Annotated in this window: 26 protein-coding genes; 20 read left to right on the forward strand and 6 right to left on the reverse strand. The window is 70.9% G+C overall.

The features are described 5' to 3' along the window. Positions 1-104: 104 nt before the first annotated feature. Positions 105-1,571: a siroheme synthase CysG gene (cysG, locus tag AB5T46_RS08125; RefSeq protein ID WP_370563379.1), complete on the forward strand. Its 1,467-nt coding sequence runs from the start codon at positions 105-107 to the stop codon at positions 1,569-1,571. A 221-nt stretch (positions 1,572-1,792) separates the two neighbouring features. Beyond that, entirely contained in the window at positions 1,793-2,776 is a 984-nt protein-coding gene (gene cysK / locus AB5T46_RS08130) for a cysteine synthase A (protein ID WP_370563380.1), read from the forward strand. 301 nt (positions 2,777-3,077) lie between these two features. On the opposite strand, the gene AB5T46_RS08135 is transcribed toward cysK, so the two are convergent. Further along, complete coding sequence (locus AB5T46_RS08135) at positions 3,078-4,478, reverse strand: mannose-1-phosphate guanylyltransferase/mannose-6-phosphate isomerase (RefSeq protein ID WP_370563381.1); 1,401 nt, start codon at positions 4,476-4,478, stop codon at positions 3,078-3,080. A gap of 205 nt (positions 4,479-4,683) precedes the next feature. On the opposite strand from AB5T46_RS08135, the gene murU reads away from it, so the two are divergent. Continuing rightward, entirely contained in the window at positions 4,684-5,430 is a 747-nt protein-coding gene (gene murU / locus AB5T46_RS08140) for an N-acetylmuramate alpha-1-phosphate uridylyltransferase MurU (RefSeq protein ID WP_370563382.1), read from the forward strand. Between the two features lie 151 nt (positions 5,431-5,581). Here murU and hda read toward each other — a convergent pair whose 3' ends face one another. The 3 genes from hda to AB5T46_RS08155 are packed head-to-tail and all read right to left on the reverse strand — an operon-like array spanning position 5,582 to position 8,617. Then, positions 5,582-6,343 (reverse strand): DnaA regulatory inactivator Hda, encoded by a 762-nt coding sequence (gene hda, locus AB5T46_RS08145; RefSeq protein ID WP_370563383.1) that lies wholly within the window; start codon positions 6,341-6,343, stop codon positions 5,582-5,584. Next, positions 6,340-7,509, reverse strand: coding sequence for an AI-2E family transporter (locus AB5T46_RS08150; protein ID WP_370563384.1), 1,170 nt, complete (start codon positions 7,507-7,509; stop codon positions 6,340-6,342). The genes hda and AB5T46_RS08150 overlap by 4 nt, the downstream gene beginning before the upstream one ends. Positions 7,510-7,516: 7 nt before the next feature. Continuing rightward, positions 7,517-8,617: a DUF2066 domain-containing protein gene (locus AB5T46_RS08155; RefSeq protein ID WP_370563385.1), complete on the reverse strand. Its 1,101-nt coding sequence runs from the start codon at positions 8,615-8,617 to the stop codon at positions 7,517-7,519. A 184-nt stretch (positions 8,618-8,801) separates the two neighbouring features. Between AB5T46_RS08155 and purM the strand changes: the two genes are divergently transcribed. Genes purM through AB5T46_RS08175 form a run of 4 tightly spaced genes read left to right on the forward strand, consistent with a single transcriptional unit; the run spans position 8,802 to position 12,019 of the window. Then, the gene (purM, locus tag AB5T46_RS08160; RefSeq protein ID WP_370563386.1) at positions 8,802-9,842 is read left to right on the forward strand and encodes a phosphoribosylformylglycinamidine cyclo-ligase; all 1,041 of its coding nucleotides are present in this window, start codon (positions 8,802-8,804) and stop codon (positions 9,840-9,842) included. An 8-nt stretch (positions 9,843-9,850) separates the two neighbouring features. Beyond that, a complete protein-coding gene (purN, locus tag AB5T46_RS08165) occupies positions 9,851-10,534 on the forward strand; it encodes a phosphoribosylglycinamide formyltransferase (protein WP_370563387.1) in 684 nt (227 codons plus the stop codon). After that, positions 10,458-11,294 (forward strand): DUF3108 domain-containing protein, encoded by an 837-nt coding sequence (locus tag AB5T46_RS08170; RefSeq protein WP_370563388.1) that lies wholly within the window; start codon positions 10,458-10,460, stop codon positions 11,292-11,294. The genes purN and AB5T46_RS08170 overlap by 77 nt, the downstream gene beginning before the upstream one ends. 2 nt (positions 11,295-11,296) lie before the next feature. Continuing rightward, complete coding sequence (locus AB5T46_RS08175; protein ID WP_370563389.1) at positions 11,297-12,019, forward strand: DUF3108 domain-containing protein; 723 nt, start codon at positions 11,297-11,299, stop codon at positions 12,017-12,019. A 62-nt stretch (positions 12,020-12,081) separates the two neighbouring features. On the opposite strand, the gene murA is transcribed toward AB5T46_RS08175, so the two are convergent. Continuing rightward, complete coding sequence (gene murA, locus AB5T46_RS08180) at positions 12,082-13,350, reverse strand: UDP-N-acetylglucosamine 1-carboxyvinyltransferase (protein WP_370563390.1); 1,269 nt, start codon at positions 13,348-13,350, stop codon at positions 12,082-12,084. Between the two features lie 69 nt (positions 13,351-13,419). Further along, on the reverse strand, positions 13,420-13,650 hold the full coding sequence (locus AB5T46_RS08185) for a BolA family protein (protein ID WP_370563391.1): 231 nt from the start codon (positions 13,648-13,650) through the stop codon (positions 13,420-13,422). 125 nt (positions 13,651-13,775) lie between these two features. Between AB5T46_RS08185 and AB5T46_RS08190 the strand changes: the two genes are divergently transcribed. The 13 genes from AB5T46_RS08190 to ptsP all read left to right on the forward strand — a co-directional run bounded on the left by AB5T46_RS08190 (position 13,776) and on the right by ptsP (position 24,351). Next, positions 13,776-14,774, forward strand: coding sequence for a KpsF/GutQ family sugar-phosphate isomerase (locus AB5T46_RS08190; RefSeq protein WP_370563392.1), 999 nt, complete (start codon positions 13,776-13,778; stop codon positions 14,772-14,774). A gap of 42 nt (positions 14,775-14,816) precedes the next feature. Then, a complete protein-coding gene (locus AB5T46_RS08195) occupies positions 14,817-15,362 on the forward strand; it encodes a KdsC family phosphatase (RefSeq protein ID WP_370563393.1) in 546 nt (181 codons plus the stop codon). After that, positions 15,359-15,919, forward strand: a complete 561-nt coding sequence (gene lptC / locus AB5T46_RS08200) for an LPS export ABC transporter periplasmic protein LptC (protein ID WP_370563394.1) — start codon at positions 15,359-15,361, stop codon at positions 15,917-15,919. The genes AB5T46_RS08195 and lptC overlap by 4 nt, the downstream gene beginning before the upstream one ends. Continuing rightward, complete coding sequence (gene lptA / locus AB5T46_RS08205) at positions 15,900-16,418, forward strand: lipopolysaccharide transport periplasmic protein LptA (RefSeq protein ID WP_370563395.1); 519 nt, start codon at positions 15,900-15,902, stop codon at positions 16,416-16,418. Before lptC ends, lptA begins: the two co-directional genes overlap by 20 nt. Then, on the forward strand, positions 16,418-17,137 hold the full coding sequence (gene lptB / locus AB5T46_RS08210; RefSeq protein WP_370563396.1) for an LPS export ABC transporter ATP-binding protein: 720 nt from the start codon (positions 16,418-16,420) through the stop codon (positions 17,135-17,137). The genes lptA and lptB overlap by 1 nt, the downstream gene beginning before the upstream one ends. A gap of 93 nt (positions 17,138-17,230) precedes the next feature. Continuing rightward, positions 17,231-18,643: an RNA polymerase factor sigma-54 gene (locus AB5T46_RS08215; RefSeq protein WP_370563397.1), complete on the forward strand. Its 1,413-nt coding sequence runs from the start codon at positions 17,231-17,233 to the stop codon at positions 18,641-18,643. A 135-nt stretch (positions 18,644-18,778) separates the two neighbouring features. Beyond that, entirely contained in the window at positions 18,779-19,105 is a 327-nt protein-coding gene (gene hpf, locus AB5T46_RS08220; RefSeq protein ID WP_370563398.1) for a ribosome hibernation-promoting factor, HPF/YfiA family, read from the forward strand. Positions 19,106-19,140: 35 nt separating this feature from the next. Next, a complete protein-coding gene (locus AB5T46_RS08225) occupies positions 19,141-19,599 on the forward strand; it encodes a PTS sugar transporter subunit IIA (RefSeq protein WP_370563399.1) in 459 nt (152 codons plus the stop codon). A gap of 28 nt (positions 19,600-19,627) precedes the next feature. Continuing rightward, a complete protein-coding gene (gene hprK / locus AB5T46_RS08230) occupies positions 19,628-20,587 on the forward strand; it encodes an HPr(Ser) kinase/phosphatase (RefSeq protein WP_370563400.1) in 960 nt (319 codons plus the stop codon). Next, a complete protein-coding gene (gene rapZ / locus AB5T46_RS08235) occupies positions 20,584-21,459 on the forward strand; it encodes an RNase adapter RapZ (protein ID WP_370563401.1) in 876 nt (291 codons plus the stop codon). Before hprK ends, rapZ begins: the two co-directional genes overlap by 4 nt. 139 nt (positions 21,460-21,598) lie before the next feature. Beyond that, positions 21,599-21,991: a PTS sugar transporter subunit IIA gene (locus tag AB5T46_RS08240; protein ID WP_370563402.1), complete on the forward strand. Its 393-nt coding sequence runs from the start codon at positions 21,599-21,601 to the stop codon at positions 21,989-21,991. A gap of 81 nt (positions 21,992-22,072) precedes the next feature. Continuing rightward, positions 22,073-22,342 (forward strand): HPr family phosphocarrier protein, encoded by a 270-nt coding sequence (locus AB5T46_RS08245; RefSeq protein WP_370563403.1) that lies wholly within the window; start codon positions 22,073-22,075, stop codon positions 22,340-22,342. 290 nt (positions 22,343-22,632) lie between these two features. Next, the gene (gene ptsP, locus AB5T46_RS08250; protein WP_370563404.1) at positions 22,633-24,351 is read left to right on the forward strand and encodes a phosphoenolpyruvate--protein phosphotransferase; all 1,719 of its coding nucleotides are present in this window, start codon (positions 22,633-22,635) and stop codon (positions 24,349-24,351) included. The last annotated feature ends 443 nt before the right edge of the window (positions 24,352-24,794 follow it).

The following is a 24,794-nucleotide window of genomic DNA, read 5'->3' on the forward strand; positions in this document are numbered from 1 at the left end:
CCGCCGCCGCTTATGCCGAAATCGCATGTCGCCAGACCGGCAGGCCATTTCCGTCCGCGATGCACGCTCGCTAGCTTCCATGAGACCTGTCGCGAAGCCGAGCCATGTTCACCGAAACCGTTCCGCCACTGTACCCGCTGTTCGCCGATCTGCGCGGGCGCAGCGTGCTGGTGGTCGGCGGCGGCGCCGTTGCCCGGCGCAAGGCCGAGGCGCTGCTGCAGGCCGGCGCGCGGGTCATCGTGAATGCGCCGGCGCTGGAACCGGACCTCGCCGCCTGGGCCGGCAACGGCAGGATCACGCATCGCGCCGGCCGCTTCCGTCGCGAATGGCTGCGCGGCGCCTGGCTCGCGATCGCCGCCACCGACGATCCCGCGGTCAACCGCGAGGTCGCGGAAGCCGCCGAGGCGCAGCGCGTGTGGGTCAACGTGGTCGACGACGTGGAACTGTCACGTTTCCAGGTGCCGGCCCGGGTCGAGCGCGGTCCGCTGCAGATCGCCGTCTCCAGCGGCGGCGGCGCGCCGATGCTGGCACGCCTGGTGCGTGAACGGCTGGAGGCGCAGTTCGACGAATCCTTCGGCGCACTGGCGACGCTGCTGGCGCGCCGGCGCGCGCGCATCCGTGCGCGCTGGCCGGACATCGGCGCGCGGCGCCGTGCGTTCGCGCGGCTGCTGGCGGGGCCGCTGCAAGGCCTGCTGCGTCGGCGGCGCCATCTCGAAGCCGAGCGCCTGCTCGAGGCCGAACTGCGGACGGGCGACGACGGCGGATCGGCAGCCACCGGTTCGGTCGCGCTGGTCGGCGCCGGCCCCGGCGATCCCGGCCTGCTCACCCTGCGTGCCTTGCGCGTGCTCAACGAGGCCGACGTGATCCTGCACGATCGCCTGGTGAGCGCCGAAGTGCTGGCACTGGCGCGCCGCGACGCGGAGCGCATCACGGTCGGCAAGCAGGCCGGCGGCGATCGCCATACCACCCAGGCGCGGATCCACGCGCTGATGGTCGAACACGCACGGGCCGGCAAGCGCGTGGTGCGGCTGAAGGGCGGCGATCCGTTCGTGTTCGGACGCGGCGGCGAGGAACTCGAGAGCCTGCGCGCACACGGCATCGACTACGAGGTCGTTCCCGGCATCACCGCCGCGCTGGCCTGCGCCGCCTACGCCGGCGTCCCGCTCACCCATCGCGATCACGCGCAGTCGGCGCGCCTGGTCACCGCGCATTGCAAGGCCTCGCTCGACACCCTGGACTGGGCGGCGCTGGCGCAGGAGCGCCAGACGCTGGCGGTGTACATGGGCGTGGCGATGCTCGACACGCTGCGCGCACGGCTGCTCGCGCACGGCCGCGATCCGCGGACCCCGTTCGCGCTGGTCGAGAACGGTTCGCGGCCGGAACAGCGCGTGATCACGGGCACGCTGCGCGAACTGCCGGCACTCGCCGAACGCCATGCGGTCCGTGCGCCCGCCCTGTTGATCCTCGGCGAGGTGGCGGCGTTCGCGCAGTCCCTGCACTGGTTCGGCGCGGCGCCGCTGGGAACAGCGGTGGCTGGCGGATCCCCCGGTGTACTGGACGAAGCGGCGTGACTGCGGACCGCCTTCGTCGTCCTAGATGCCTTGCCCCCCTTTGAAAAAAGGGCTGGGGGATTTGCTCTTCGCAGTGCGCAGCAAAAAGCAAATCGCTGCGCGATTCCCGGCCCCCGCGCAACGCGCGGGGGCGCTCAAGCCCCCTTTTTCGAAGGGGGAGAACAACGGGCGGCAGAGTCTCCTGTGCCGTCCTCGAAGATTCCTTTAAGCAGGCCACCATCATGACCATCTACGACAGCATCCTCGATACCATCGGCCACACCCCCGTCGTCAAGCTGCACCGGCTGCCGCCCGCGCACGTCTCGCTCTACGCCAAGGTCGAATCGTTCAACCCCGGCGGTTCGGTCAAGGACCGGCTGGCGCTGGCGATCGTGCTCGACGCCGAGCGCAGCGGCGCGCTCAAGCCCGGGCAGACCATCGTCGAGGCGACCTCCGGCAACACCGGCGTGGCCCTGGCGATGGTCGCCGCCGCGCGCGGCTATCCGTTCGTCGCGGTGATGACGGAGACCTTCTCGGTCGAGCGCCGCAAGCTGATGCGCGCTTACGGCGCGAAGGTCATCCTGACCCCCGCCGCCGAGCGCGGCAGCGGCATGGTGCGCAAGGCCGCCGAACTGGCGGAGACGTACGGCTGGTTCCTGGCGCGACAGTTCGAGAACCCGGCCAATCCGGCCTACCACCGCCAGACCACCGCCGCGGAAATCCTGCGCGACTTCGCCGGCCGCCGGCTGGACTACTTCGTCAGCGGCTGGGGCACCGGCGGCACCCTGACCGGCGTCGGCCAGGTGCTGAAGGTCGCGCGGCCGGAGGCGCGCATCGTCACCTCGGAGCCTGCCGGCGCCTCGCTGCTGGGCGGCAAGGACTGGCAGCCGCACAAGATCCAGGGCTGGACGCCGGACTTCGTCCCGGCGGTGCTTGATCGCGGCATCGCCGACGAAATCCGACCGGTCGACGACGTCGTCGCCCGCGACACCGCGCGCCGGCTCGCCGCCGAGGAGGGCCTGTTCGTCGGCATCTCGGCCGGCGCCACCGTCGCCGCGGCGCTGCAGGTGGCCGAAACCGCCCCGGAGGGTTCGGTGATCCTGGCCACCCTGCCCGACACCGGCGAGCGCTACCTGTCGACCTTCCTGTTCGAGGGCGTCAACGAAGGCTCCGACGACGACTGGCTCGCCTCCCTGCAGGCAGAAACCAAGGCCGTGGCGGCGTAGACCCTGCGGGACGACCGGTTTTCCCAGGGTCGATGGCTGCGACGGCTCCGGATGAGCCGGCGATGCACACGAGAAGCGCCCCGGCAGCATCCGGGGCCGGCGCAGCGTCCCGGTGCGGGACCGTCGACGCCATGGATGGCGTCAACGAGCCTCCATGGACGGATTCACGGCGTGTCCCGCACCGGGGCGCCGTGCCGGCCCGCCCGCGATGCATCCGCCGCTCTTCACCCGTCGCGCACCGTCCTTCCGCGATTCCGGCGACCGCGCCACCTCACTCGCCGAAGAAGCAACGGCGCCGCCCCTAAGAGCGCCCGTACACGTCCTCATAGCGGACGATGTCGTCCTCGCCCAGGTAGCCGCCGGACTGCACCTCGATCAGCTCGAGCGTCTCCGCGCCAGGATTCTCCAGCCGGTGCTTCGCGCCGAGCGGGATGTAGGTGGACTGGTTGGCGTGCAGCTCGAATACATCGTTGTCGCGGGTGACGCGCGCGGTGCCGCGCACCACGATCCAGTGCTCGGCGCGATGCCTGTGCGACTGCAGCGACAGCCGACCGCCCGGCTTGACCTTGATCCGCTTGACCTGGAAGCCGTCGTCGGCATCGATCGAATCGTAGCTGCCCCAAGGCCGGTGCACCTCGCGATGCAGCACCGCATGGCTGCGCTGGTCGGACTTCAGCCGCGCCACCACGTCCTTGACCTGCTGCACCTTGTCCTTGCGCGCCACCAGCACCGCGTCGTCGGTCTCCACCACCACCAGGTCGTCGACGCCGACCAGCGCGACCAGCCGCCGCGCATAGGCGTAGCTGTTGCGGCTGTCGACCGCGATCACGTCGCCGTGGTGGGCGTTGCCGTCGGCGTCCTGTTCGCTGACCTCCCACAGCGCCGACCAGGAGCCGACGTCGTTCCAGCCGATGTCGACCGGCAGCACCTTGGCATGACCGGTCTTCTCCATCACCGCGTAGTCGATCGAATCCGACGGGGAGCCGGCGAACGCTTCGCGATCGAGCCGCACGAAGTCGCCGTCGCGCGTTGCCGCATCGAAGGCCGCGCGCACCGCCGCCAGGATGTCCGGCCGGAACCGCTCCAGTTCCCGCAGGTAGCCCGATGCCCGGAACAGGAACATGCCGCTGTTCCAGTAATAATCGCCACTGTCGAGATAGCCGCGTGCGGTCTCGGCGTCGGGCTTCTCGACGAAGCGCAGCACGTCGCGCACCCCCTTGCCGGGCGCGGCCTGGATGTAGCCGAACCCGGTTTCCGGCGTGTCGGCGACGATGCCGAACGTCACCAGCGCCCCCGATTCGGCGGCCGGCATCGCCTGCTGCACCGCCGCGCGGAAAGCACCGGGATCGCGCACGACGTGATCCGATGGCAGCACCAGCAGCACCGGATCGTCGCCACCGGCCATCGCCTGGAGCGCCGCGGCGGCGATCGCCGGCGCGGTATTGCGCCCCGTCGGCTCGAGCACGATGGCGGGGGTCGGCGCGCCGGCCTGCCGCAACTGCTCGGCGGCGAGGAAGCGGTGCTCCTCGTTGGCGACCACGATCGGCGCGGCGCCGCCCAGCGGCGCCACCCGCGCCCAGGTCTCCTGCAGCATCGTGTCCTCGCCTGCCAGCGGCAGGAACTGCTTGGGATAGGCCTCGCGCGAGAGCGGCCACAATCGCGTGCCGGAGCCACCGGACAACAGCACCACCTGCAGGGTCATCGCGACGCCTCGCTGAAACAGGCCCGGGAGTTTACCCTGTGGCGCACGAGCGGCCGCCGCCGCGTGGAGAATGCATGCAGATCATCGATGCGATCCGGGCCGCGGCCGATTCCCATGTAGAGCGGAGCTTGCTCCGCTGCGCCGCTCTCCGGACCCGGACTCCGCCCGCCTGGCCGGCATCCGCCGCCGCCGCAGGCCGTCGCGCATGAAGGCGCTGATCCTGGCCGCCGGCCTCGGCGAACGCATGCGGCCGCTGACCGACACCACGCCGAAGCCGTTGCTCGCGGCCGGCGGCAAGCCGCTGATCGCCTGGCACCTGGAACGCCTCGCCGCCGCCGGCGTACGCGAGGTGGTGATCAACACGTCGTGGCTGGCGAAACGGTTCCCGAAGGCGCTCGGCGACGGCTCGCGATGGCACCTGCGGATCCGCTACTCGCACGAGGGCGATACCCCGCTGGAAACCGGCGGCGGCATGTGGCACGCGCTGCCGCTGCTCGGCAATACGCCGTTCATCGCGGTCAACGGCGACATCTGGACCGACTTCGACTTCACGCGGCTGCCACAGCGGCCGGCCGGCGACGCGCACCTGGTGCTGGTCGACAATCCGCCGCACCACGCGCGCGGCGATTTCGCCCTCGCCGACGACGGCGACGTGCTCGACAGCGGCGAGGGCCGGCTCACCTTCGCCGGGATCGGCGTCTACCGCGCCTCGCTGTTCGACGACTGGCGTCGCACCATCGGCGATGCACCGGGCGCCGACGCCGATCCGCCGCGCTTCAAGCTGGCACCGCTGCTGCGCGCGGCGATGGCCGAGGGCCAGGTCACCGGCGAGCACCATCGCGGGCATTGGACGGACGTCGGTACGCCGCAGCGGCTGGCCGAATTGGACGCGGCGCTCGGCGGATCCGACCGCGAATCCGCGGTCGCCTTCCCCACCGACCCGGCGCCGTAGAGCCGAGCTTGCTCGGCTTTATGGCGGGGTCGGGAGGGCATCGTAGAGCGGAGCTTGCTCCGCTGCACTCGTGTCCGGAGCCGCCGCCTCCCGGCCGGAGAGCAGCCGAGCAAGCTCGGCTCTACGTGCGCAGATACCTCGCGAGCTCGTTCTAGAACTCTCGCTTCCCGTCTCCCGCTTCGCCCCGTTCGCCTCCCAGCACCTGCCGCAGGAACGGCACCGTCAACCGTCGCTGCGCGGCGAGCGAGGCACGGTCGAGCCGGTCGAGCAGTGCGGTCAGGCTCGCCAGGTCGCGATCGACGCGCTTGAGCAGCCAATCGATCGCGGCATCGTCGAACATCAATCCGCGCCGCTGCGCGCGCACGCGCAGCACCTCGCGGCGCCCGGCGTCGTCGAGCGGCGCCAGCACGATGCGCACGCATTGCGACAGGCGCGAGCGCAGGTCCGGCAACGTCAGGGGCAATTCCGCGGGCAGCGTGCGGGCCGCGTACAGCACGGCCTTGCCGGCATCGTGCGCGCGGTTGTGGAAATCGAACAGCGCGAGCTCGTCGTCACGGCGGCCGGCCACCGCATCGAGCCCGTCCAGCGCGATCAGGTCATAGTCGTGTAGCGACTGCAGCGCCTCCTGCAGGCGACCGGAGGCGCTGGCCAGCGGCAGGTAGGCCGCGCGCCGGCCGTGCGCCTCGGCTGCGGCGCAGGTCGCCAGCGCCAGGTGGGTCTTGCCGGTGCCCGCCGCGCCCGACAGGTAGCACCAGTCGGCACCGGCAGCCGCGGCCAGTGCGCGCAACAGCGGCAGTACCGCTTCGGAAGCGGAAGCCGGGACGAACGCTTCGAAGCGCTGGTCGGGCGGACAGCGCAGCGCCAGCGGCAATTGCCCGCCGTCGCGGCCGGGACCGTCGCGCCGCGGGCTCACGCCTGCGGCGGCTCGCTGCGCCCGTCCTCGCCTTCCCCGCCCCCGACGACCGGCTCGCCGATCACCAGCCCGGTGGCCGAGCCGGCGTACAGCCGGCTCTCGCGGTAGCGCTCCTGCGCGAAGGTGATCAGCACGTTGGCGACGGCCGCGACCGGCAGCGCCAGCAGCATGCCCACGAACCCGAACAGCTGCCCGCCCGCCATCACCGCGAAGATCACCGCCACCGGGTGCAGGCCGATGCGGTCGCCGACCAGGCGCGGGGTCAGCACATAGCTTTCGAGCAGCTGCCCGGCGGTGAACACCACCGAACCGAGGATCAGCAGCTGCCAGTCGATGCCCTGCTCCTGGACCAGCGCCGCCAGGATCATCAGCACCGCGCCGGTCGCGGCGCCCAGGTACGGCACGAAGCTGATCAGCCCGGCGATCAGGCCCACCAGGATCCCGAGCCGGAGCCCGATCGCCTGCAGCCCCACGGCGTAGAACGCGCCTTGCGCCAGCATCACCAGGAACTGTCCGCGCAGGAAGCCCCCGAGCACGTCGTTGGACTCGCGCGCCAGCCGCGCCACCGTGGCCAGGTGATTGCGCGGCACCAGCGCGGCGACGCGCTCGACCAGGCGATCCCAGTCGCGCAGGAAGTAGAACGTGAGGATCGGCAGCAGCACCAGGTTGACGATCCAGGTGAGGAAGGCGAAACCGGAGCGCTGCACGTAGCTGAAGAAGGTGGCGGCGAAACCGCCGGCCTGCTGCCAGTGCTCGCGCGCCAGCTCGATCAGGCGCTGCGGGTCCAGCCACGACGAAATCTCCACCCCGGTGCGCTGTTCCACCCACGGGATCGCGGTCAGCATGAACCAGTCGCGATAGCTCGGCAGGGTATCGATCAGGGTGACGACCTGCTCCTCGATCATCGGCACCAGGATCAGCAGCGCCAGCGCCAGCAGCAGCACCATCAACGCGAACACCAGCGTCACCGCCACCGCGCGCGAACGGCCGCTGCGCTCGATCCGGTCGACCAGCGGATCGCCCAGCCAGCCGAGCAGCGCCGCCAGCACGAACGGGGTCAGGATCGGCCCGAGCGCCAGCAGCAGCCAGAAGATCACGGCCAGCACCAGGCCCCACTGCAACCGCTTGAGGAACAGGGCGATCGCCGCGCCGGCAGGTTCGCTCATGGCGCCGTCACCGCACCAGCCGGAAGACCGGGGTGCCGGTGTCCAGCGGCGCCTCGACCTCCATCAGCACCTGGTCGTCGGCGAGCCGGCGGAACCCCGGCAGTCCGGTCAGCAGCTCGAGTTCGAACTCGATGCCGTCGGCGGTCGCGCGCACCGGCGTGATCCGGCGCACCACCGACAGGCCCTGCAGATGGCCCGACAGGCGGATGAAGTCGTCGCTGCTGCCGATGCCGACGAAGACGACGCGATAGCTGCCGCTCGGCCCGGCTTCGCTGGCGCGTGCGTAGCGCTTGACCAGCGCATCGGCGGCACCGTCGGCGCCGGCTGCCATGGCGATGCGCGCACTGGCGTCCTCGCTCGACCATTGCGACAGCACCCGGCCGTTGTCGACGAAGGTCCAGTCGGCCTTCCAGCCGCCCTCATCCCGATAAAGCTTGCCGATCAGCTGCATCGGCGGGCTGTAGCGCGCCGACAACCGCGCCACGGCGCCGCTGTCGCCGCGCCAGATGGCGCCGACCGCGGCCTGCTCGGCGGCGCTGCCGCGCGGCAGCCCGAGGCGGTAGCCGCGCTGCTGCGCGCGGCTCAGGATCGGCCGCACCACGTTGTTCTGCTTGAGATTGACCAGGCGCGCGCCCTTGCCGTCGTCGATCGCCAGCCACAGCACCGGCTTGGGCCGCGGTTCCGGCCAGATCGACAGCCCCAGTGCGGCGGCCACGGCGTCCACCGAATCCTTGTCGAAGCGCACCACCAGGGTGGTCTGGAAGGTCGGCGCGCCGCTGGCGGAGACGCCCTCGTCCTGGCGGTAGTCGTAGCCCTCCACGTAGTCCTCGGCGCGACGCAGCTCCTGCGCCACGCCGGGGCGGCTGGCCGCGGTGCGATCGCCGGACAGCTTGGCCAGCACCTGCGCCAGCGCACGGCCGAAGCCGGTCTTGCGCTCCGCCTCGCGCTGGCCGTTGACCTGGACCTCGGCCTCGTACATGCCCTGCGCCTGGGCGGTGTCGCCCTCCACGCGCTGGGCCGCCGCCTGACCGGCGGCGAGCAGCCCGCCCGCCAGGAGCCAGCCCATGCACCACGCGACCCATTTGGTTGGCTTGCTGGCTTGCGGCATTCCTCGTCCTTCGCGCTGCGACAACGGCGGAATGGTGCCACAAAGAGCGAGAAACGAGTGGAGAGGAACGAGAAACGAGAGCGGCGGTTCCGGGCTGTCGCGTGCTTCTTTCCTTATCTCTCCACTCGTTCCCCTGCTCCTCCGCAGGCTAGAATCGTGTTTTTGCCCCTGCAGGCCCGCGTCCGTGACCGCCCCCACTCCGCTCACCTACCGCGACGCCGGCGTCGACATCGATGCCGGCAACGCGCTCGTCGACAGGATCAAGCCGCTGGTCAAGCGCACCTTCCGCCCCGAGGTGATGGGCGGGCTCGGCGGCTTCGGCGCCCTGTTCGACCTCTCCGGCCGCTACCGCGAGCCGGTGCTGGTGTCCGGCACCGACGGCGTCGGCACCAAGCTCAAGCTGGCGCAGCAGCTCGGCCGCCACGACACCATCGGCATCGACCTGGTGGCGATGTGCGTCAACGACATCCTGGTGCAGGGTGCCGAGCCGCTGTTCTTCCTCGACTATTTCGCCACCGGCAAGCTCGACATCGACACCGCCGCCGCCGTGGTCGGCGGCATCGCGCGCGGCTGCGAGCTCGCCGGCTGCGCCCTGATCGGCGGCGAGACCGCCGAGATGCCCGACATGTACGCACCGGGCGAATACGATCTGGCCGGCTTCGGCGTCGGCGCAGTGGAGAAATCGGCGCTGCTCGACGGCGCCGCGGTGCGCGCCGGAGACCTGCTGGTCGGCATCGGCTCCAGCGGCCCGCATTCCAACGGCTACTCGCTGATCCGGCGCATCTTCGACCGCGCCGGACGACCGGCCGATCTCGATCTCGACGGCACCCGCCTGATCGACGCGCTGATGGCGCCGACCACCCTGTACGTCAAGCCGGTGCTGGCGCTGCTGCGCGAACACGGCGCGGCCGTCCACGCCATGGCCCACATCACCGGCGGCGGCCTGACCGAGAACATCGTCCGCGTGATCCCCGACGGCCTCGGCCTGGACATCAACGCCTCCGCCTGGCCGCTGCCGCCGGTATTCGACTGGCTGCAGCGCGAGGGCGCGGTGGCGCGCGAGGAGATGTGGCGCACCTTCAACTGCGGCATCGGTTTCGTGCTGGTCGTGCCGCCGGAGCGGGCGGCGGCGATCGGGGCGGCGCTCGACAGCCGGTCGCTGCCGCACTGGCGCATCGGCGAGGTGATCGCGGCTTCCGGCGACGACCGCGTCCGCATCGGCTGATACCGCGCTTGTCCGGACTTTCCGCTCCCGAAACCGGACGCCGGCGCATCGCCGTCCTCGCCTCCGGCCGTGGCAGCAACCTGCAGGCGCTGATCGACGCGATCTCCGCAGGAACGCTGCAGGCCGAGCTGGTCGGGGTGTTCTCCGACCGCGCCGAGGCCGGCGCGCTGCAGCGCGCGCGCGCTGCAGGCATCGACCCTGTCGCACTCGATCCGAAGGCCTTCGCCTCGCGCAGCGCCTTCGACGCCGAACTGTTCGCGCGCATCGATGCCGCCCGTCCCGACCTGATCGTGTGCGCCGGCTACATGCGGCTGCTCGACGCGCGGATGGTCGATGCCCGTCCCGGCCGCATGATCAATATCCATCCGTCGCTGCTTCCCGCGTTCAAGGGCCTGCGCACGCATCGGCGCGCGCTCGCGGCCGGCGCGCGCGAGCACGGCGCCAGCGTGCACTTCGTCACCGCGGACCTGGACGGCGGACCGGTGGTCGCGCAGGCGCGCGTGCCGGTGCAGGCGGGCGACGACGAGACCGCGCTGGCGGCGCGGGTGCTGGCGCGCGAGCATCCGCTGCTGCTCGAGACCGTGCGCTGGCTGGTCGCGGGCCGGATCGCCCTGCATGAACACCATGTTCATCTCGACGGCCGCGCACTCGCCGCACCGCTTCAGCTGGCAGCCAACAACCGCTTTGCATGATGGCGCCCCTATGAATGCCGTTTCCCTCATCGCCGCGCTGCTGCTGTCCGTGGGATTGCCTCCCCTGCCTTCCCTGCCTCCCCTGCCCTCCGCGCAGGCCGAGACGCTGGAGCCGTTCGTCGCCACCTACGACGCCTGGTACGAGGGCAAGCCCGCCGGCGACGCGACCATGCGTCTGGCCCGCCTCGACGGTCCGCAGTGGCAGCTGGACCTCGACATCCACGGCCGCCGCGGCCTGGTCGGCTTCGCCCGCCTCAACATCGGACAGAGCACCGTGTTCAACACCGAAGCCGCCGGCGACCGCTACCGCCCGCTCAGCCAGAGCACGGTGCGCAAGGCGCTGTTCTTCGGCCGCAAGATCACCGGCACCTACGACTGGGTAGCGGGCGCGGCGCAATGGACCGGCGACGTCAGCAAGCGCCGCCGCGATCCGGTGCCGCTGCGCGAGGGCGACATGAGCGCGCTGCTGATCAACCTGGCCATCATCCGCGATGCCGTACCCGGCAAGACCCTGCAATACCGCTTCGTCGACAACGGCCGCGCCCGCGATCACGTCTACCGGGTCTCTGAGGAACCGGAGATCATCGAGGTCGGCGAGCTGAGCTACAGCGCCTTGCGCGTTTCACGGGTCGAGGACGACGACGACGAGACCATCGTCTGGGTCGCCGACGGCGTGCCGACGCCGGTACGCATCCTGCAGCGCGACGAGGACGGGGACGGCGTCGACCTGCGCCTGATCGAATACCAAGGAGCCGAGTGAGCATGAGCATTCAATCCCGCACCCAGACCCTTTCGATGACGCACCGGCTGCTGGCGATGGCGGCGCTCGGCCTCGCCAGCACCGCCTGCTGGGCGCTGGAGCCGTTCTCCGCCGACTACCGGGCCAACTACATGGGCATGCAGGGCGACGGCAGGATGACCCTGGCGGCCGTCGGCGAAGGCCGCTGGAAATACAGCCTCGACGTCACCGGCATGGGCGCGCGGCTGTCGCAGAGCACCACGTTCGAGGAAAACGGCGGTCAATGGCGGCCGCTGAGCAGCACCGATTCCCAGGGCGGCGAGACCGGCCTGGCGGCGATGCTGGTGAAGAAGCGCAACATCGAGGCCAGCTACGACTGGAGCAAGGGCGAGGCGCGCTGGAGCGGCGACGTCGACGCCGACGAAACCGGCCCGGTGAAGCTGCGCCCCGGCGACATGGACGGCATGCTGATGAACCTGGCGCTCGTGCGCGACGTGGCCGCCGGCAAGCCGCTGGAGTACCGCCTGGTCGAGGACGGGCGCGCCAAGCCGCAGAAGTTCAGGATCGACGGCAAGGAAACCATCGACGTCGCCGGCCGGTCGCAGGAAGCCACCCGCGTGATCCGCGAGGACGGCAGCCGCAAGATCACCGCCTGGATCGTCGAGGGCATGCCGGTGCCGGCGCGGATCCTGCAACAGCGCAACGGCAGCGACCATATCGACCTGCAGTTGCAGGCGATCCGGTAGAGCGGGGAACGAGTGGAGAGGAACGAGGAACGAGTAAAAGCCGGCGCCGCACTCGTTTCTCGTTACTCGTTCCTCGTTACTCGCTTTATGTCCGCGCCCAGCGCCGAGAGCTTGCGCTCCAGGCGCTCGTAGCCGCGATCCAGGTGGTAGATCCGGTCGATGACGGTCTCGCCCTCGGCCACCAGGCCGGCCAGCACCAGCGAGGCGGAGGCCCGCAGGTCGGTCGCCATCACCGGCGCGCCGCTCAGCCGCTCCACGCCGGTCACCGTGGCGCGATGGCCGTCGATGTCGATGTCGGCGCCGAGCCGCAGCAGCTCGTTGACGTGCATGAAGCGGTTCTCGAAGATCGTCTCGTCGATCGTGCCGGTACCTTCGGCGATGCAGTTCATCGCCATCAGCTGCGCCTGCATGTCGGTCGGGAATCCCGGATGCGGCGCGGTGACCAGGTCGACCGCCCGCGGCCGCCGGCCGCGCATGTCGGCGCGGATGCGGTCGCCGTCCACGTCGATCGACACGCCGGCTTCGCGCAGCTTGTCCAGCACGGCGGCCACGGTATCGGCGCGCGTGCGGGTCGCGGTGACGCAGCCGCCGGTCATCGCCGCGGCGACCAGGAAGGTGCCGGTCTCGATGCGGTCCGGCAGCACCTCGTGGATACCGCCACGCAGCCGTTCCACGCCGCGCACCACGATCCGCGACGTGCCCGCGCCCTCGATGTCGGCGCCGAGCGCCACCAGGCAGTCGGCCAGGTCGACGATCTCCGGCTCGCACGCGGCGTTGTCGATGACCGTGGTGCCGTCGGCAAGCGTGGCCGCCGCCAGCGCGTTCTCGGTGGCGCCGACGCTGACCAGCGGGAAATCGATGCGGCCGCCGCGCAGGCGACCCGCGCGCGCCTTGATGTAGCCGTGCTCCACCTCGATCTCGGCGCCCAGCGCCTGCATCGCGCCGATGTGCAGGTCGACCGGGCGCGAGCCGATCGCGCAACCGCCCGGCAGCGAGACCTCGGCGGCGCCGTGCCTGGCCAGCAGCGGCCCGAGCACCAGCACCGAGGCGCGCATCGTCCGCACCAGCTCGTACGGCGCGACGTGGTTGCGCACGCTGCGCGGATCGATCGCGAAGCGGCCGCGTTCGACATCATGGCGCACGCCCGCGCCCAGCTCTGCCAGCAGCTTGGCGGTGGTGAGCACGTCGTGCAGGTTGGGGACGTTGCCGATCTCGACCGGGCCGTCCGCCAGCAGGCTGGCGAACAGGATCGGGAGCACGGCGTTCTTGGCGCCGGAGATGGCGACTTCGCCATCGAGCGGGCGTCCGCCGGTGACTACGATCTTCTGCATGGCATGGAGCCGATGGCCGGGGCCCGGGGCGAAGAGCGAACCTCGTTCTTCCTGCCCCGGTCCGCGGCCTCAGCCGTGCTCCTCCGGTGTCAGCGTGCGCAGCGCCAGGGCATGGATCTCGCCGCCCATCAGCTCGCCCAGGGTGGCGTAGACCATGCGGTGCCGCGCCAGCGGCAGCTTGCCGGCAAAGGCGTCGGAGACCACCAGCGCCTCGAAATGCACGCCGTCCTCGCCCTGCACCTCCACCCGTGCCCCGGGCAGGCCCTGTTCGACCAGATTGCGGATCGTCTGTGCGTCCAACCGGAAAAACTCCTGCTTAAGCGCGCCTGAGCCCCGAATCCGTGCCAATGGTCGGTCGCGGGCCCTCGGCGCGGGAAAGGCATAAAATGTGCGGATTAGCCTAACGGAAAGGCCTGCGCTTAGAAATGGCCGCAAACGGAACACAGACCGACCACGCCCCGGAGTTCGCCGCCAGCGGCCGTCGCGTGATCGAAATCGAGACCCGCGGCCTGGAAGCCGTCGCCGCACGCATCGACGGCGCCTTCAGCGCTGCCTGCCGGCTGGTGCTCGATTGCACCGGTCGCGTGGTCTGCACCGGCATGGGCAAGTCCGGGCACATCGCGCGCAAGATCGCCGCGACCCTCGCTTCCACCGGCACCCCTGCGTTCTACGTGCACCCGGGCGAGGCCGGCCACGGCGACCTGGGCATGGTCACCGACGCCGACGTGGTGCTGGCGCTGTCCTACTCCGGCGAGTCCGACGAGATCCTGATGCTGCTGCCGGTGTTCCGGCGCCAAGGCAATCCGCTGATCGCCATGACCGGACGCCCGCAATCGACCATGGCGCGCGAGGCCGACGTGCATCTCGACATCAGCGTGCCGGAGGAAGCCTGCCCACTCGACCTGGCGCCCACCACCAGCACCACCGCCACCCTGGCGATGGGCGATGCGCTGGCGGTCGCGCTGCTGGAGGCGCGCGGCTTCACCGCCGACGATTTCGCCCGCTCGCACCCGGCCGGCGCGCTCGGCCGGCGCCTGTTGCTGCACATCGCCGACGTCATGCACACCGGCGACGACATCCCCCGCGTGGACAAGGACGCCAGCCTCGGCGACGTGCTGCTGGAGATGAGCCGCAAGCGCCTGGGCATGACCGCGGTGGTCGATGTCGACGATCGCCTGCTCGGACTGTTCACCGACGGCGACCTGCGCCGGACGCTGGCCGACGAGGGCGTCGACGTGCGCGCGACCCGGATCGTCGACGTCATGACCCGCACCCCGATCACCATCGACAGCGATGCGCTGGCGGTCGAGGCCGCGCGGCTGATGGAGACGCACAAGATCAACGCCCTGCTGGTCGTCGACGGCGCACGCCGCGTGGTCGGCGCACTCAACATTCATGACCTGTTGCGCGCCCGCGTCGTCTGATCCGGGTTCCCCTACGCACGCCACCACTCGCCGACCCAGCCGATGCCCGATCTCCCCGACTATCCAGACGCCCTGCTCGCACGCGCCGCCAGGATCCGCCTGGCGTGCTTCGACGTCGACGGCACGCTGACCGACGGCCGGCTGCTGTTCGACGCCGAAGGCGGCGAGATGAAGGCCTTCCACGTCCACGACGGCCAGGGCCTGGCGCTGCTGCGCAAGGCCGGCATCACGGTCGCGCTGGTCACCGCCCGCGCCAGCGCCGCGGTCGAGCGCCGCGCCGCCGAACTCGGGGTGCAGGCGCATTGCGCGGTCGGCGACAAGCGGGCGAAGGTGGAGGAGATCCGTGTACTTCTGGGCATCGGCCGCGACGAGGTCGCCTTCATGGGCGACGACCTGCCGGATCTCGCGCCAATGCGCGTCGCCGGCCTGGCCGCCGCGCCGGCCAATGCACATCCTTGGACCGCCGCGCATGCGCACTGGCTGACCAATGCGCGCGGTGGCGAGGGCGCGGCGCGCGAGCTCTGCGATCTGCTGCTGACCGCGCAGGGCCGGGTCGAAGCGCTGATCGCCGCGATGGCGCCGGCATGAACTGGCGTCTCGCCCTCACCATGGTGCTGCTGGTCGCCGCCGTCGTCTCCGGCTGGTCGGCCTGGCGGCAACGCGCCGGCGACACCGCGGCCGCGGCCGCCCAGGCGCGCTCCGATTACGTGCTGCACGACTTCGAATTGACCGCGCTCAGCACCGAAGGCATCGAATCCTTCACCCTGCGCGCACCACTGCTCGAGCAGCATCCGGAAGATCGCACCATCGCACTGGAAACGCCGCTGTTCCTGCTCCCCGACCGCGACGGGCGGTACTGGGAGGCGCGCTCGAAGACCGGCCTGGTCAGCGCCGAACACGACGAGGTGCAGCTGCGCGGCGATGTTCGGGTGACCAGCCCCGAGAGCGACCCCCGTCCGGTGACGATGAACACCGAGCAACTGAACCTATACCCCGAGACCGATATCGCCCGCAGCGACGTTCTGGTGACCGTGGAGCAGCCCGGCTCTACAATCCAGGGCCGCGGTCTGGAAGTCGATCTCGCCAGCAAGCGGTACACGTTCAAATCCCAGGTGAAACAACGCTATGTCCCCACGCGCCGCTAGTGCCCCGCTGGTCCTTGCCCTCGCCTTCGCGCTGGCGCCATCGGCGGCGGACGCGCGCAAATCCGACCGCAACAAGCCGATGGACATCGATGCCGGCCACCAGGTGGGCATGCTGGACGACAGCGCACCGACGGTACTGTCGCGGGGCGTGGCCATCACCCAGGGCACGCTCGACATCCGCGCCGACCGCGCCGACATCCACTCGCGCAATGGCGACATCTCCCGTGCGGTCCTGACCGGGGCACCGGCAGTGCTGAAGCAGCAGATGGACGACGGCTCGCCGATGACCGCGCGTGCCAGGAAGATCGATTACGACATGGCGACCGAGATCGTGACCCTGACCGGCGACGCCTTCGTCGACCAGCCGCGCGGTTCCATGAAGAGCCAGCGCATCGTCTACAACATGCAGAGCGGGCGCGTGGAGAGTGGCGGCAATGACGCCGGCCGCGTGCAGATGCGCATCCAGCCCCGCAACCAGACCCCGCAGGACGGCGGCTGATGCTGGTCGCCGAAGGATTGCGCAAGCGCTACCGCGCACGCGAGGTCGTGCGCGATTTCGGGCTCACCCTGGACGCCGGCGAGGTGGTGGGCCTGCTCGGCCCCAACGGCGCCGGCAAGACCACCTGCTTCTACATGATCGTCGGCCTGGTGCCGGCCGATGCCGGCCGCATCGAGCTGGACGGCCGCGACATCACCGGCGATCCGATGTATCGGCGCGCCCGCCTCGGCGTCGGCTACCTGCCGCAGGAACCCTCGGTGTTCCGCAAGCTCAGCGTGGCCGACAACATCCGCCTGGTGCTGGAACTGCGCGGGGACCTGGGCCGCCAGGGCCGCGAAACCGAACTCGAGAGCCTGCTCGACGAGCTGCAGGTGTCCCACGTCGTCGACCAGCTCGGCGCCAGCCTGTCCGGCGGCGAGCGCCGCCGGGTCGAGATCGCCCGCGCGCTGGCGGCACGGCCGCGGCTGATGCTGCTCGACGAGCCCTTCGCCGGCGTCGACCCGATCTCGGTCGGCGAGATCCAGCGCATCATCCGCCACCTCAAGGATCGCGGGATCGGGGTGCTGATCACGGACCACAACGTGCGCGAGACCTTGGGCATTTGCGACCGCGCGTATATCCTCAACGAAGGCGGCGTGCTCGCGCAGGGGGCTCCGGACGCGCTGCTGGCCAATCCCGACGTGCGTCGGGTCTACCTGGGCGAGTCCTTCCGCCTGTAGCCCCGCCGTGCGTCGCTCGTCACGGATGCGTCGGGCCGGTCCGCCGCGGACCTGTCCGGGCCCGGCTCCGCCGGCCGTTTTCTCGTTGGGAAGATGAAGCCACGCCTGCAGACATCGCTGGGACAGCACCTGGTCCTGACTCCGCAACTGCGGCAGGCGCTGCATCTATTGCAGCTCTCGGCGCTGGAACTGGAGGCCGAGATCGTCAGCGCCGTGGAGAGCAATCCGCTGCTCGACTGGCGCGAGAACGCACCGATCCAGACGCCCGCCGCCGATGCCGCGGGCACCGGGAACGACGCGACCGCGAACGACGCCGGGGAATCCACGCGCTGGGACGTCGAGGAGTCGTGGTACGGCGGCAGCGGAGCGGCGCCGGCAGGCGACGACGACAGCGATCCCACCGAGCGCCTGGTGCACACCGAGAGCCTGCGCGAGCACCTGTCGTGGCAGCTGCACCTGAGCCATCTGTCGCGACGCGACCGCGGCATCGGCGAGGCGCTGATCGACGCCATCGACGACGACGGCTACCTGCGGGCCCCGTTCGACGAGATCGCGCTGACCCTGCAGCCGGAACTGCAGTGCAGCGGCGACGAGATCCTCGCGGTGCTGCGCCAGATCCAGCGCATGGACCCGGCCGGCGTCGGCGCCCGCGACCTGCGCGAATGCCTGCTGCTGCAGCTCGACGTCCTGCCCGCCGACGCGCCGGGCCGCGCCCTCGCCGGCCGCATCGTCTCCGAGCTGATCGAGGACCTGCCGCGGATCGGCGTCGACGGACTGGCCGAGGCCCTGTCCTGCGACGCCTGCGAGGCCAGCACCGCCCTGCAGCTGCTGCGCTCGCTCGATCCGCACCCCGGTGCCCAGATCGGCGGCGTGGCCAGCGACACCTATGTCGCGCCGGACTGCGCGATCGAGCGCCACCAGGGCGTCTGGAAGGTGACCCTGGTGGGTGGGCCGCACTCGCGGCTGACCATCCATCGCGGCTACGAACGCATGATCCAGCACGCCAGCGAGGCCGATGCCGGCTACCTGCGCGGGCGCCTGCAGGAAGCCCGCTGGCTGCTCAAGAACGTGCAGGCCCGCGGCGAGACCCTGCTCAAGGTGGCGCGCTGCCTGGCGCGGCAACAGTCGGGATTCCTGGAATTCGGGCCGCAGGCCCTGCGCCCGCTGACCCTGCGCGAGGTCGCGGCCGAGATCGGCATGCACGAATCGACGGTTTCGCGCGCGATCGCCCGCAAATACGTCCATACCCCGCGCGGCACCCTGCCGCTGCGCCAGTTCTTCGCCTCCGGCGTGGGCACCGACGGCGGCGGCCAGGCCTCGAGTACCGCGATCCAGCAGATGATCCGCAGCCTGGTGGACGCCGAGAACCCGCACAAGCCGCTGTCCGACGCGCGCCTGGCCGAGGCCCTGAAGGCGGCCGGCGTCGCCGTGGCCCGGCGCACCGTGACCAAGTACCGGGAAGCGCTGAACATCCCCTCCTCGCACGATCGCGTGCGCCTGGGCTGAACTGCGGGCCGCCGCCGCGGTCGAACCCTGCGGACATCGCGCCTGCCGCCCGGCTTGGGGTAACCTGTCCCCGACGCAGCGGCCGGCACCCGCGCGATGCAGTCCTCATCCCAAGACGCCCAAGGAGGTCCGCCGATGCGCATCGAAACCCACGGCCACCAGATCGAGGTCACGCCCGCCCTGCGCGATTACGTCGACACCAAGCTGCAGCGGCTGTCGCGTCACTTCGAACGCCCTTTCGACGTGCGCACCCAGCTCAGCCTCGACAAGCCCCACCACAAGGCGGAAGCCACCGTGGCGCTGCCCGGCCGGACCCTGCACGCCGATGCCAGCGCGATCGACATGTACGCCGCGATCGACCTGCTGGCCGACAAGCTCGACCGCCTGCTGGTCAAGCACAAGGACCGCATGGTCGACCACCATCGCGGCGAGCACCCCGTGCGCGCAGGCAGCTTCGGCTGAGATATCGGCGCGATCGCCCGAGACGCTTCACTGCAATGCCCTGCACCGACCTCCTCGCCGTTGACCGGATCGTGATCCTGTCCGAGCCGGTATCGCGCGACGCGTTGCTCGATGTCGTCGCCGGCCTGCTGGGCGCAGGCCCGGCGGATGCGGCCTTGGTCGCCGCCTGCCTGCACGAGCGCGAGCGCCTGTGCAGCACCGGGATCGGGCACGGCGTGGCGGTCCCGCACGCCCGCGGCGGGCGGGTGCCGCTGGGCGCCTTCGTGCGGCTGGCGCATCCGGTCGCGTTCGATGCCTGCGACGGCGATCCGGTCGACCTGGTGTTCGCGATGCGCGTGCCCGAAGACCATGCCGAGCCGCACCTGCAGATCCTCGCCGATCTCGCCGGCTGTTTCGCTGACGCCGCCTTCCGCGAGCGGCTGCGCGCCGCCGCGGACGTGACCGCCGTGCGTGCGCTGCTGCTCGGCGACGCGCGACGGCGGCGCGCGGCATGAGCGCGGCCGGACGCGGGGGACCGGAAGCGTGAACGCCAGCATCAGCGCGCAGGACCTGTTCGACCACCAGCAGGAGCGGCTGGACCTGCGCTGGCTGGCCGGGCAGCAGGGCCAGACGCGGGTGCTGGAGGCGGTGGAAACGGTGGCGCGGCGGCCGTCGCTGGCCGGTTACCTCAACATCATCTATCCCAACAAGGTGCAGATCCTGGGCAGCGAGGAGCTGGCCTGGCTGGATGCGCTCGACGCGCGCCAGCGCTGGGAGACGATCGAGAAGATCATGCAGTTCCGTCCGCTGGCGCTGGTGGTCAGCAAGAACCAGAACTGCCCCGAGGACCTGCGCCAGATGGCCGAGGAGTCCGGCATCCCGCTGTGGACCTCGCCGCGGCGCGGGCACGAGCTGCTCAACCACCTGCAGTACCACCTGGCGCGCGCGCTGGCGCCGCGGGTCACCCTGCACGGCGTGTTCATGGAGATCTACTCGATCGGCGTGCTGATCACCGGGGAGTCCGGCTCGGGCAAGAGCGAGCTGGCGCTGGAGCTGATCACCCGCGGCCATCGCCTGGTCGCCGACGACGCGCCGGAGTTCACCCAGATCGCTCCCGACGTGCTCGACGGCACCTGCCCGGAGCTGCTGCAGGACCTGCTGGAGCTGCGCGGCCTGGGCGTGCTCAACATCCGCGAGATGTTCGGCGACACAGCGGTCAAGCGCAACAAGTACCTGCGCCTGATCGTGCACCTGGCCAAGCCGAACTACGACGCGCCGCGCACCGACAACGGCGGCATGGAACGGCTGACCGGCGACCTCGGCTCGCGCCCGGTGCTCGACCTGGAAGTGCCGATGATCACCCTGCCGGTGATGCCCGGCCGCAACCTGGCGGTGCTGACCGAGGCCGCCACCCGCACCCACGTGCTGCGCGCCAAGGGCCTGGACCCGGCGGCCGCCTTCCTCGCCCGGCACTCGTACTTCCTCGAGCGGGGCGCGCCATGACCACGGTCGCTCCACCAACGCTGCTGATCGTCACCGGCATGTCCGGCAGCGGCAAGTCCGTGGCGCTGAACACGTTCGAGGACCTCGGCTTCTACTGCACCGACAACCTGCCCGCCGACCTCTTGCCGCATTTCGTGCGCAGCCTCGGCAGCGGCGACGGCTCGCCGCAGAAGCTCGCGGTCGGCATCGACGTGCGCAACCGCCATCGCGACCTGGCCAACATTCCCTCCTGGCTGTCAGCGGTGGCGGAACTCGGCTTCGACCCCAAACTGGTGTTCTTCGACACTGCCGACACGGTGCTGCTCAAGCGCTACGCCGACACCCGTCGTCGCCATCCGCTCAGCCACGTCGGCCTGGCGCTGGCCGACGCGATCGCGCTCGAACGGCAGGTACTCAAGCCGCTGCGCTCGCTCGCCGACCACGTGATCGACACCAGCGAACTCAATGTCCACCAGCTGCGCAGGCGGGTGATCACCGAACTCGGGCTCGGCCTCGACAGCTCGCCGTCGCTGCTGTTCGAGTCGTTCGCCTATCGCCGCGGCGTACCGCCCGACGCCGACTTCGTGTTCGACACCCGCGGCCTGCCCAACCCGCACTGGGATCCGCGCCTGCGCCCGCTGTCGGGGCGCGATGCCGCAGTGCGCGAAAACCTGGACGAGCAGCCCGACGTCGCCGAGTACTTCGCGCAGGTCGCCGGCTTTCTCGACCACTGGCTGCCGCGCATGCGTTCGGACACGCGCAGTTACGTCACCGTCGCCTTCGGCTGCAGCGGCGGTCGCCACCGCTCGGTCTACCTGGCCGAGAAGATGGCCGGGCACGCGCGCGAGCACGGCTGGGAGGACGTGGCGACGTTCCACCGCGAACTGGACTAGGGCCGTAGGAGCGCGCGCATGGCGCGCTCCTACGGAGTTGTCGCAAGCGCATCGGTGATGCGGCTCCCGCCGCCGGTCGCGACGGTCCGTTCCGCGCGGCCGCTTCCTGCCCGTCACCCGGCTCTGCTAAGTTGTCGGCATGGCCGTCGGACTCCTGCTCGTGACCCATGAAGGCATCGGCACCGCCCTGATCGCGGTGGCGCGGGGCATGCTGCGCAACCTGCCGCTGAAGGCGGAGGCGTTCGAGGTGCCGTTCGAGGCCGATCCGGACGCGATCCTGCCGCAGGCCAGCGCCGCGATGCGCCGGGTCGACGACGGCCAGGGGGTGCTGATCCTGACCGATCTCTACGGCGCCACGCCGAGCAACCTGGCGGCGAGGCTGGCACGGCTGGGCACGCCGGCGCGCCGGGTGTCGGCGCTCAACCTGCCGATGCTGCTGCGGGTGATGAACTACGCCGAGCTGGACCTGGACGAGCTGCCGGCAGTCGCCGCAGCGGGCGCGCGCAACGGGGTGATCCATGACGACGCCTGAATCCCGCGCGACCATGACCGACGCCGCGCGCGCATCGGGAACGGATGCCCGGCGACGGACCGGAAGCGACGGAGACCGGACATGATCGAACGCGAACTGGTGGTCTCCAACCGCCTCGGCCTGCACGCACGCGCCACCGCCAAGCTGGTGCAGGTGCTGTCGGCATTTCGCTGCAGCGCCACCCTCAACGCCAAGGGCCGCGAGGTCAACGCCAAGAGCATCATGGGCGTGATGCTGCTGGCCGCCGGTCCCGGCACGCCGGTGGTGCTGCGGGTCGAGGGCGAGGACGAGGCCGCCGCGGTCGAGGCGGTGACGGCGCTGTTCGAACGACGGTTCGACGAGGACAGTTAGGGCCTGTTAATGCTTATGGAGCATGCCGCATTGCTTCTCAATGGCCGCCAGGTGGTGTTGCGCCGCGCAGCGCCTTGCTGCCTGCAAGGTCAAGCGGCGCGGCGCCGCCTGGCGGCCATTGGGAAGCAACCCGAAGAGCCTGCCCCGGACTTGATCCGGGGGCCGGGCCTGCGGACGCGCAGGGCGGCGGCGTCACTCGGTTGCGTATCGACATACGCGCCCTCGTTCTTCCTTGCCCCGCACGCCCGTAGGCCCGGCGCGGCATGCGCCATAAGCGTTAACAGGCCCTGATGCGCCGGACGTTCTCCGGTCACGGCGCGTCCCGGGGCAATGCCCTCGGCCGTGCCCGGATCCGCCTGCCGCACGCCCTGGAAGTCTCCGAAGAACATATCCGCGCCGATGCCGTCGAGGCGGAACTCGCACGCCTGCACGAGGCGATCGCACAGGTCCGCGGCGAACTGCGCGGCCTGCGCGAACGGCTGCACGGTGCGCTCGCGCACGAAGTCGGCGAGTTCCTCGACCTGCACGCGCTGCTGCTCGACGACCCGGAACTGCTGCAGGGGCTCGACGAGCTGATCCGCCAGGGCCGCTACAGCGCCGATTACGCGCTGCGCCTGCACCGCGACCGCCTGGCCGCCGTGTTCCAGGGCATGGACGACGCCTATTTCCGCAGCCGCATCGAGGACCTCGATCATGTCGTCGGGCGCCTGCATGCGGCGCTGCACAGCCACGAGGCCGAGCTGCAGGGCGTCGCCGGCGAGATCCTGGTCACCGACAACGTCGCGCCCTCGGAACTGGCGCAACTGCAGTCGCAGGGCGTGCTGGCGGTGATCACCGCCGGCGGCAGCATGCTCTCGCACAGCGCCATCCTCGCCCGCAGCCTGCACCTGCCGCTGGTGGTCGGCGCGCCCGAGGCGCTGCAACAGATCAACGACGGCGACGTGGTCGCCGTGGACGGCGCCGGCGGCCACGTGGTGGTGGAGCCGAACGCGGCCGACCTGCGCGCCTATCGTGGCCGCGTGCGCGAGGAGCGGCGCGAACGCAAGCAGCTCCACCGCCTGCGCCGCGAACCGACGCGCACCGTGGACGGCGTCGACATCAGGCTCTACGCCAATGCCGAGTCGCGCGAGGACGTGGCCGAATCGCATGCGCTCGGCGCTGCCGGCATCGGCCTGTACCGCACCGAATTCCTGTTCCTGCAGCGCGAGGGCCTGCCCGACGAGGAAGAGCAGTTCCACGCCTACCGCGATGCCGTGCTCGGCATGACCGGGCGCATGGTGACGATCCGCACGCTCGACCTCGGCGCCGACAAGAGCGACCGCAGCGGCCTGACGCTGCCGCGGGAACCGAACCCGGCAATGGGCTGCCGCGGCGTGCGCCTGTCGCTGGCCAACGAGGATGTGTTCGTCAGCCAGCTGCGCGCGATCCTGCGCGCGTCCGGCTACGGCCCGCTGCGGATCCTGGTGCCGATGGTCACCGAGCGTGCCGAAATCCTGGCCGTCGCCGGCCTGATCACGCGTGTCGCGCGCGACCTGCGCAGCGAGGGCCACGAGATCGCGGAGCACATCCCGCTGGGGGCGATGATCGAGGTGCCGGCCGCGGCGATCGCGCTGCCGACCTTCATCGGCGCGGTGGACTTCATCTCGGTGGGCACCAACGACCTGACCCAATACCTGCTGGCGGCCGACCGCAACAACGAGGCGCTGGGCGAGCTCTACCATCCGCTGCACCCGGCGATGATGCGCCTGCTGCGCAACGTGATCCGCACCGCCAAGGCGCGCCGCAAGCCGGTGGCGGTCTGCGGCGAGATGGCCGGGGATCCCGCCTTCACCGCACTGCTGCTGGCGCTGGGCCTGGAGGAACTGAGCCTGCACCCGGGCACGCTGCTGGAAGTACGGCGCGCGATCCGCGCGCTCGACCTCGGCCACCTGCGCGCGCAGGCGCCTGCCCTGCTGCGCGCGCGCGACCGCGCCGGGATCGAGAAGTGGCTGGCCGCGGCACAACCGTAGCCGCCAGACTCACGGCATCCGCCCGCTCCTCCGTAGAGCGGAGCTTGCTCCGCTACGGCGGCTCCGGAGCCATCGCCCTCGTAGAGCCGAGCTTGCGCGGCTACGCGGGCTCCGGAGCCATCGCCCTCGCAGAGCCGAGCTTGCTCGGCTACGTGGGCTCCGGAGCCATCGCCCTCGTAGAGCCGAGCTTGCTCGGCTACGTGGGCTCCGGAGCCATCGCCCTCGTAGAGCCGAGCTTGCTCGGCTACGCGGGCTCCGGAGCCATCGCCCTCGTAGAGCCGAGCTTGCTCGGCTACGCGGGCTCCGGAGCCGAGAGCAGCGGAGCAAGCTCCGCTCTACGGGGGGGCGGTGACGCGCAATCCGAGGTGTGGGCATATTCGGGCGCAGCAGCGATAATGCGCGCATGAACACCTGACCCTGTCGCGCCTCTGGGGGCACGACGC

Source organism: Luteimonas salinilitoris (assembly GCF_041300785.1).
Taxonomy (GTDB): Bacteria; Pseudomonadota; Gammaproteobacteria; order Xanthomonadales; family Xanthomonadaceae; genus Luteimonas; species Luteimonas salinilitoris.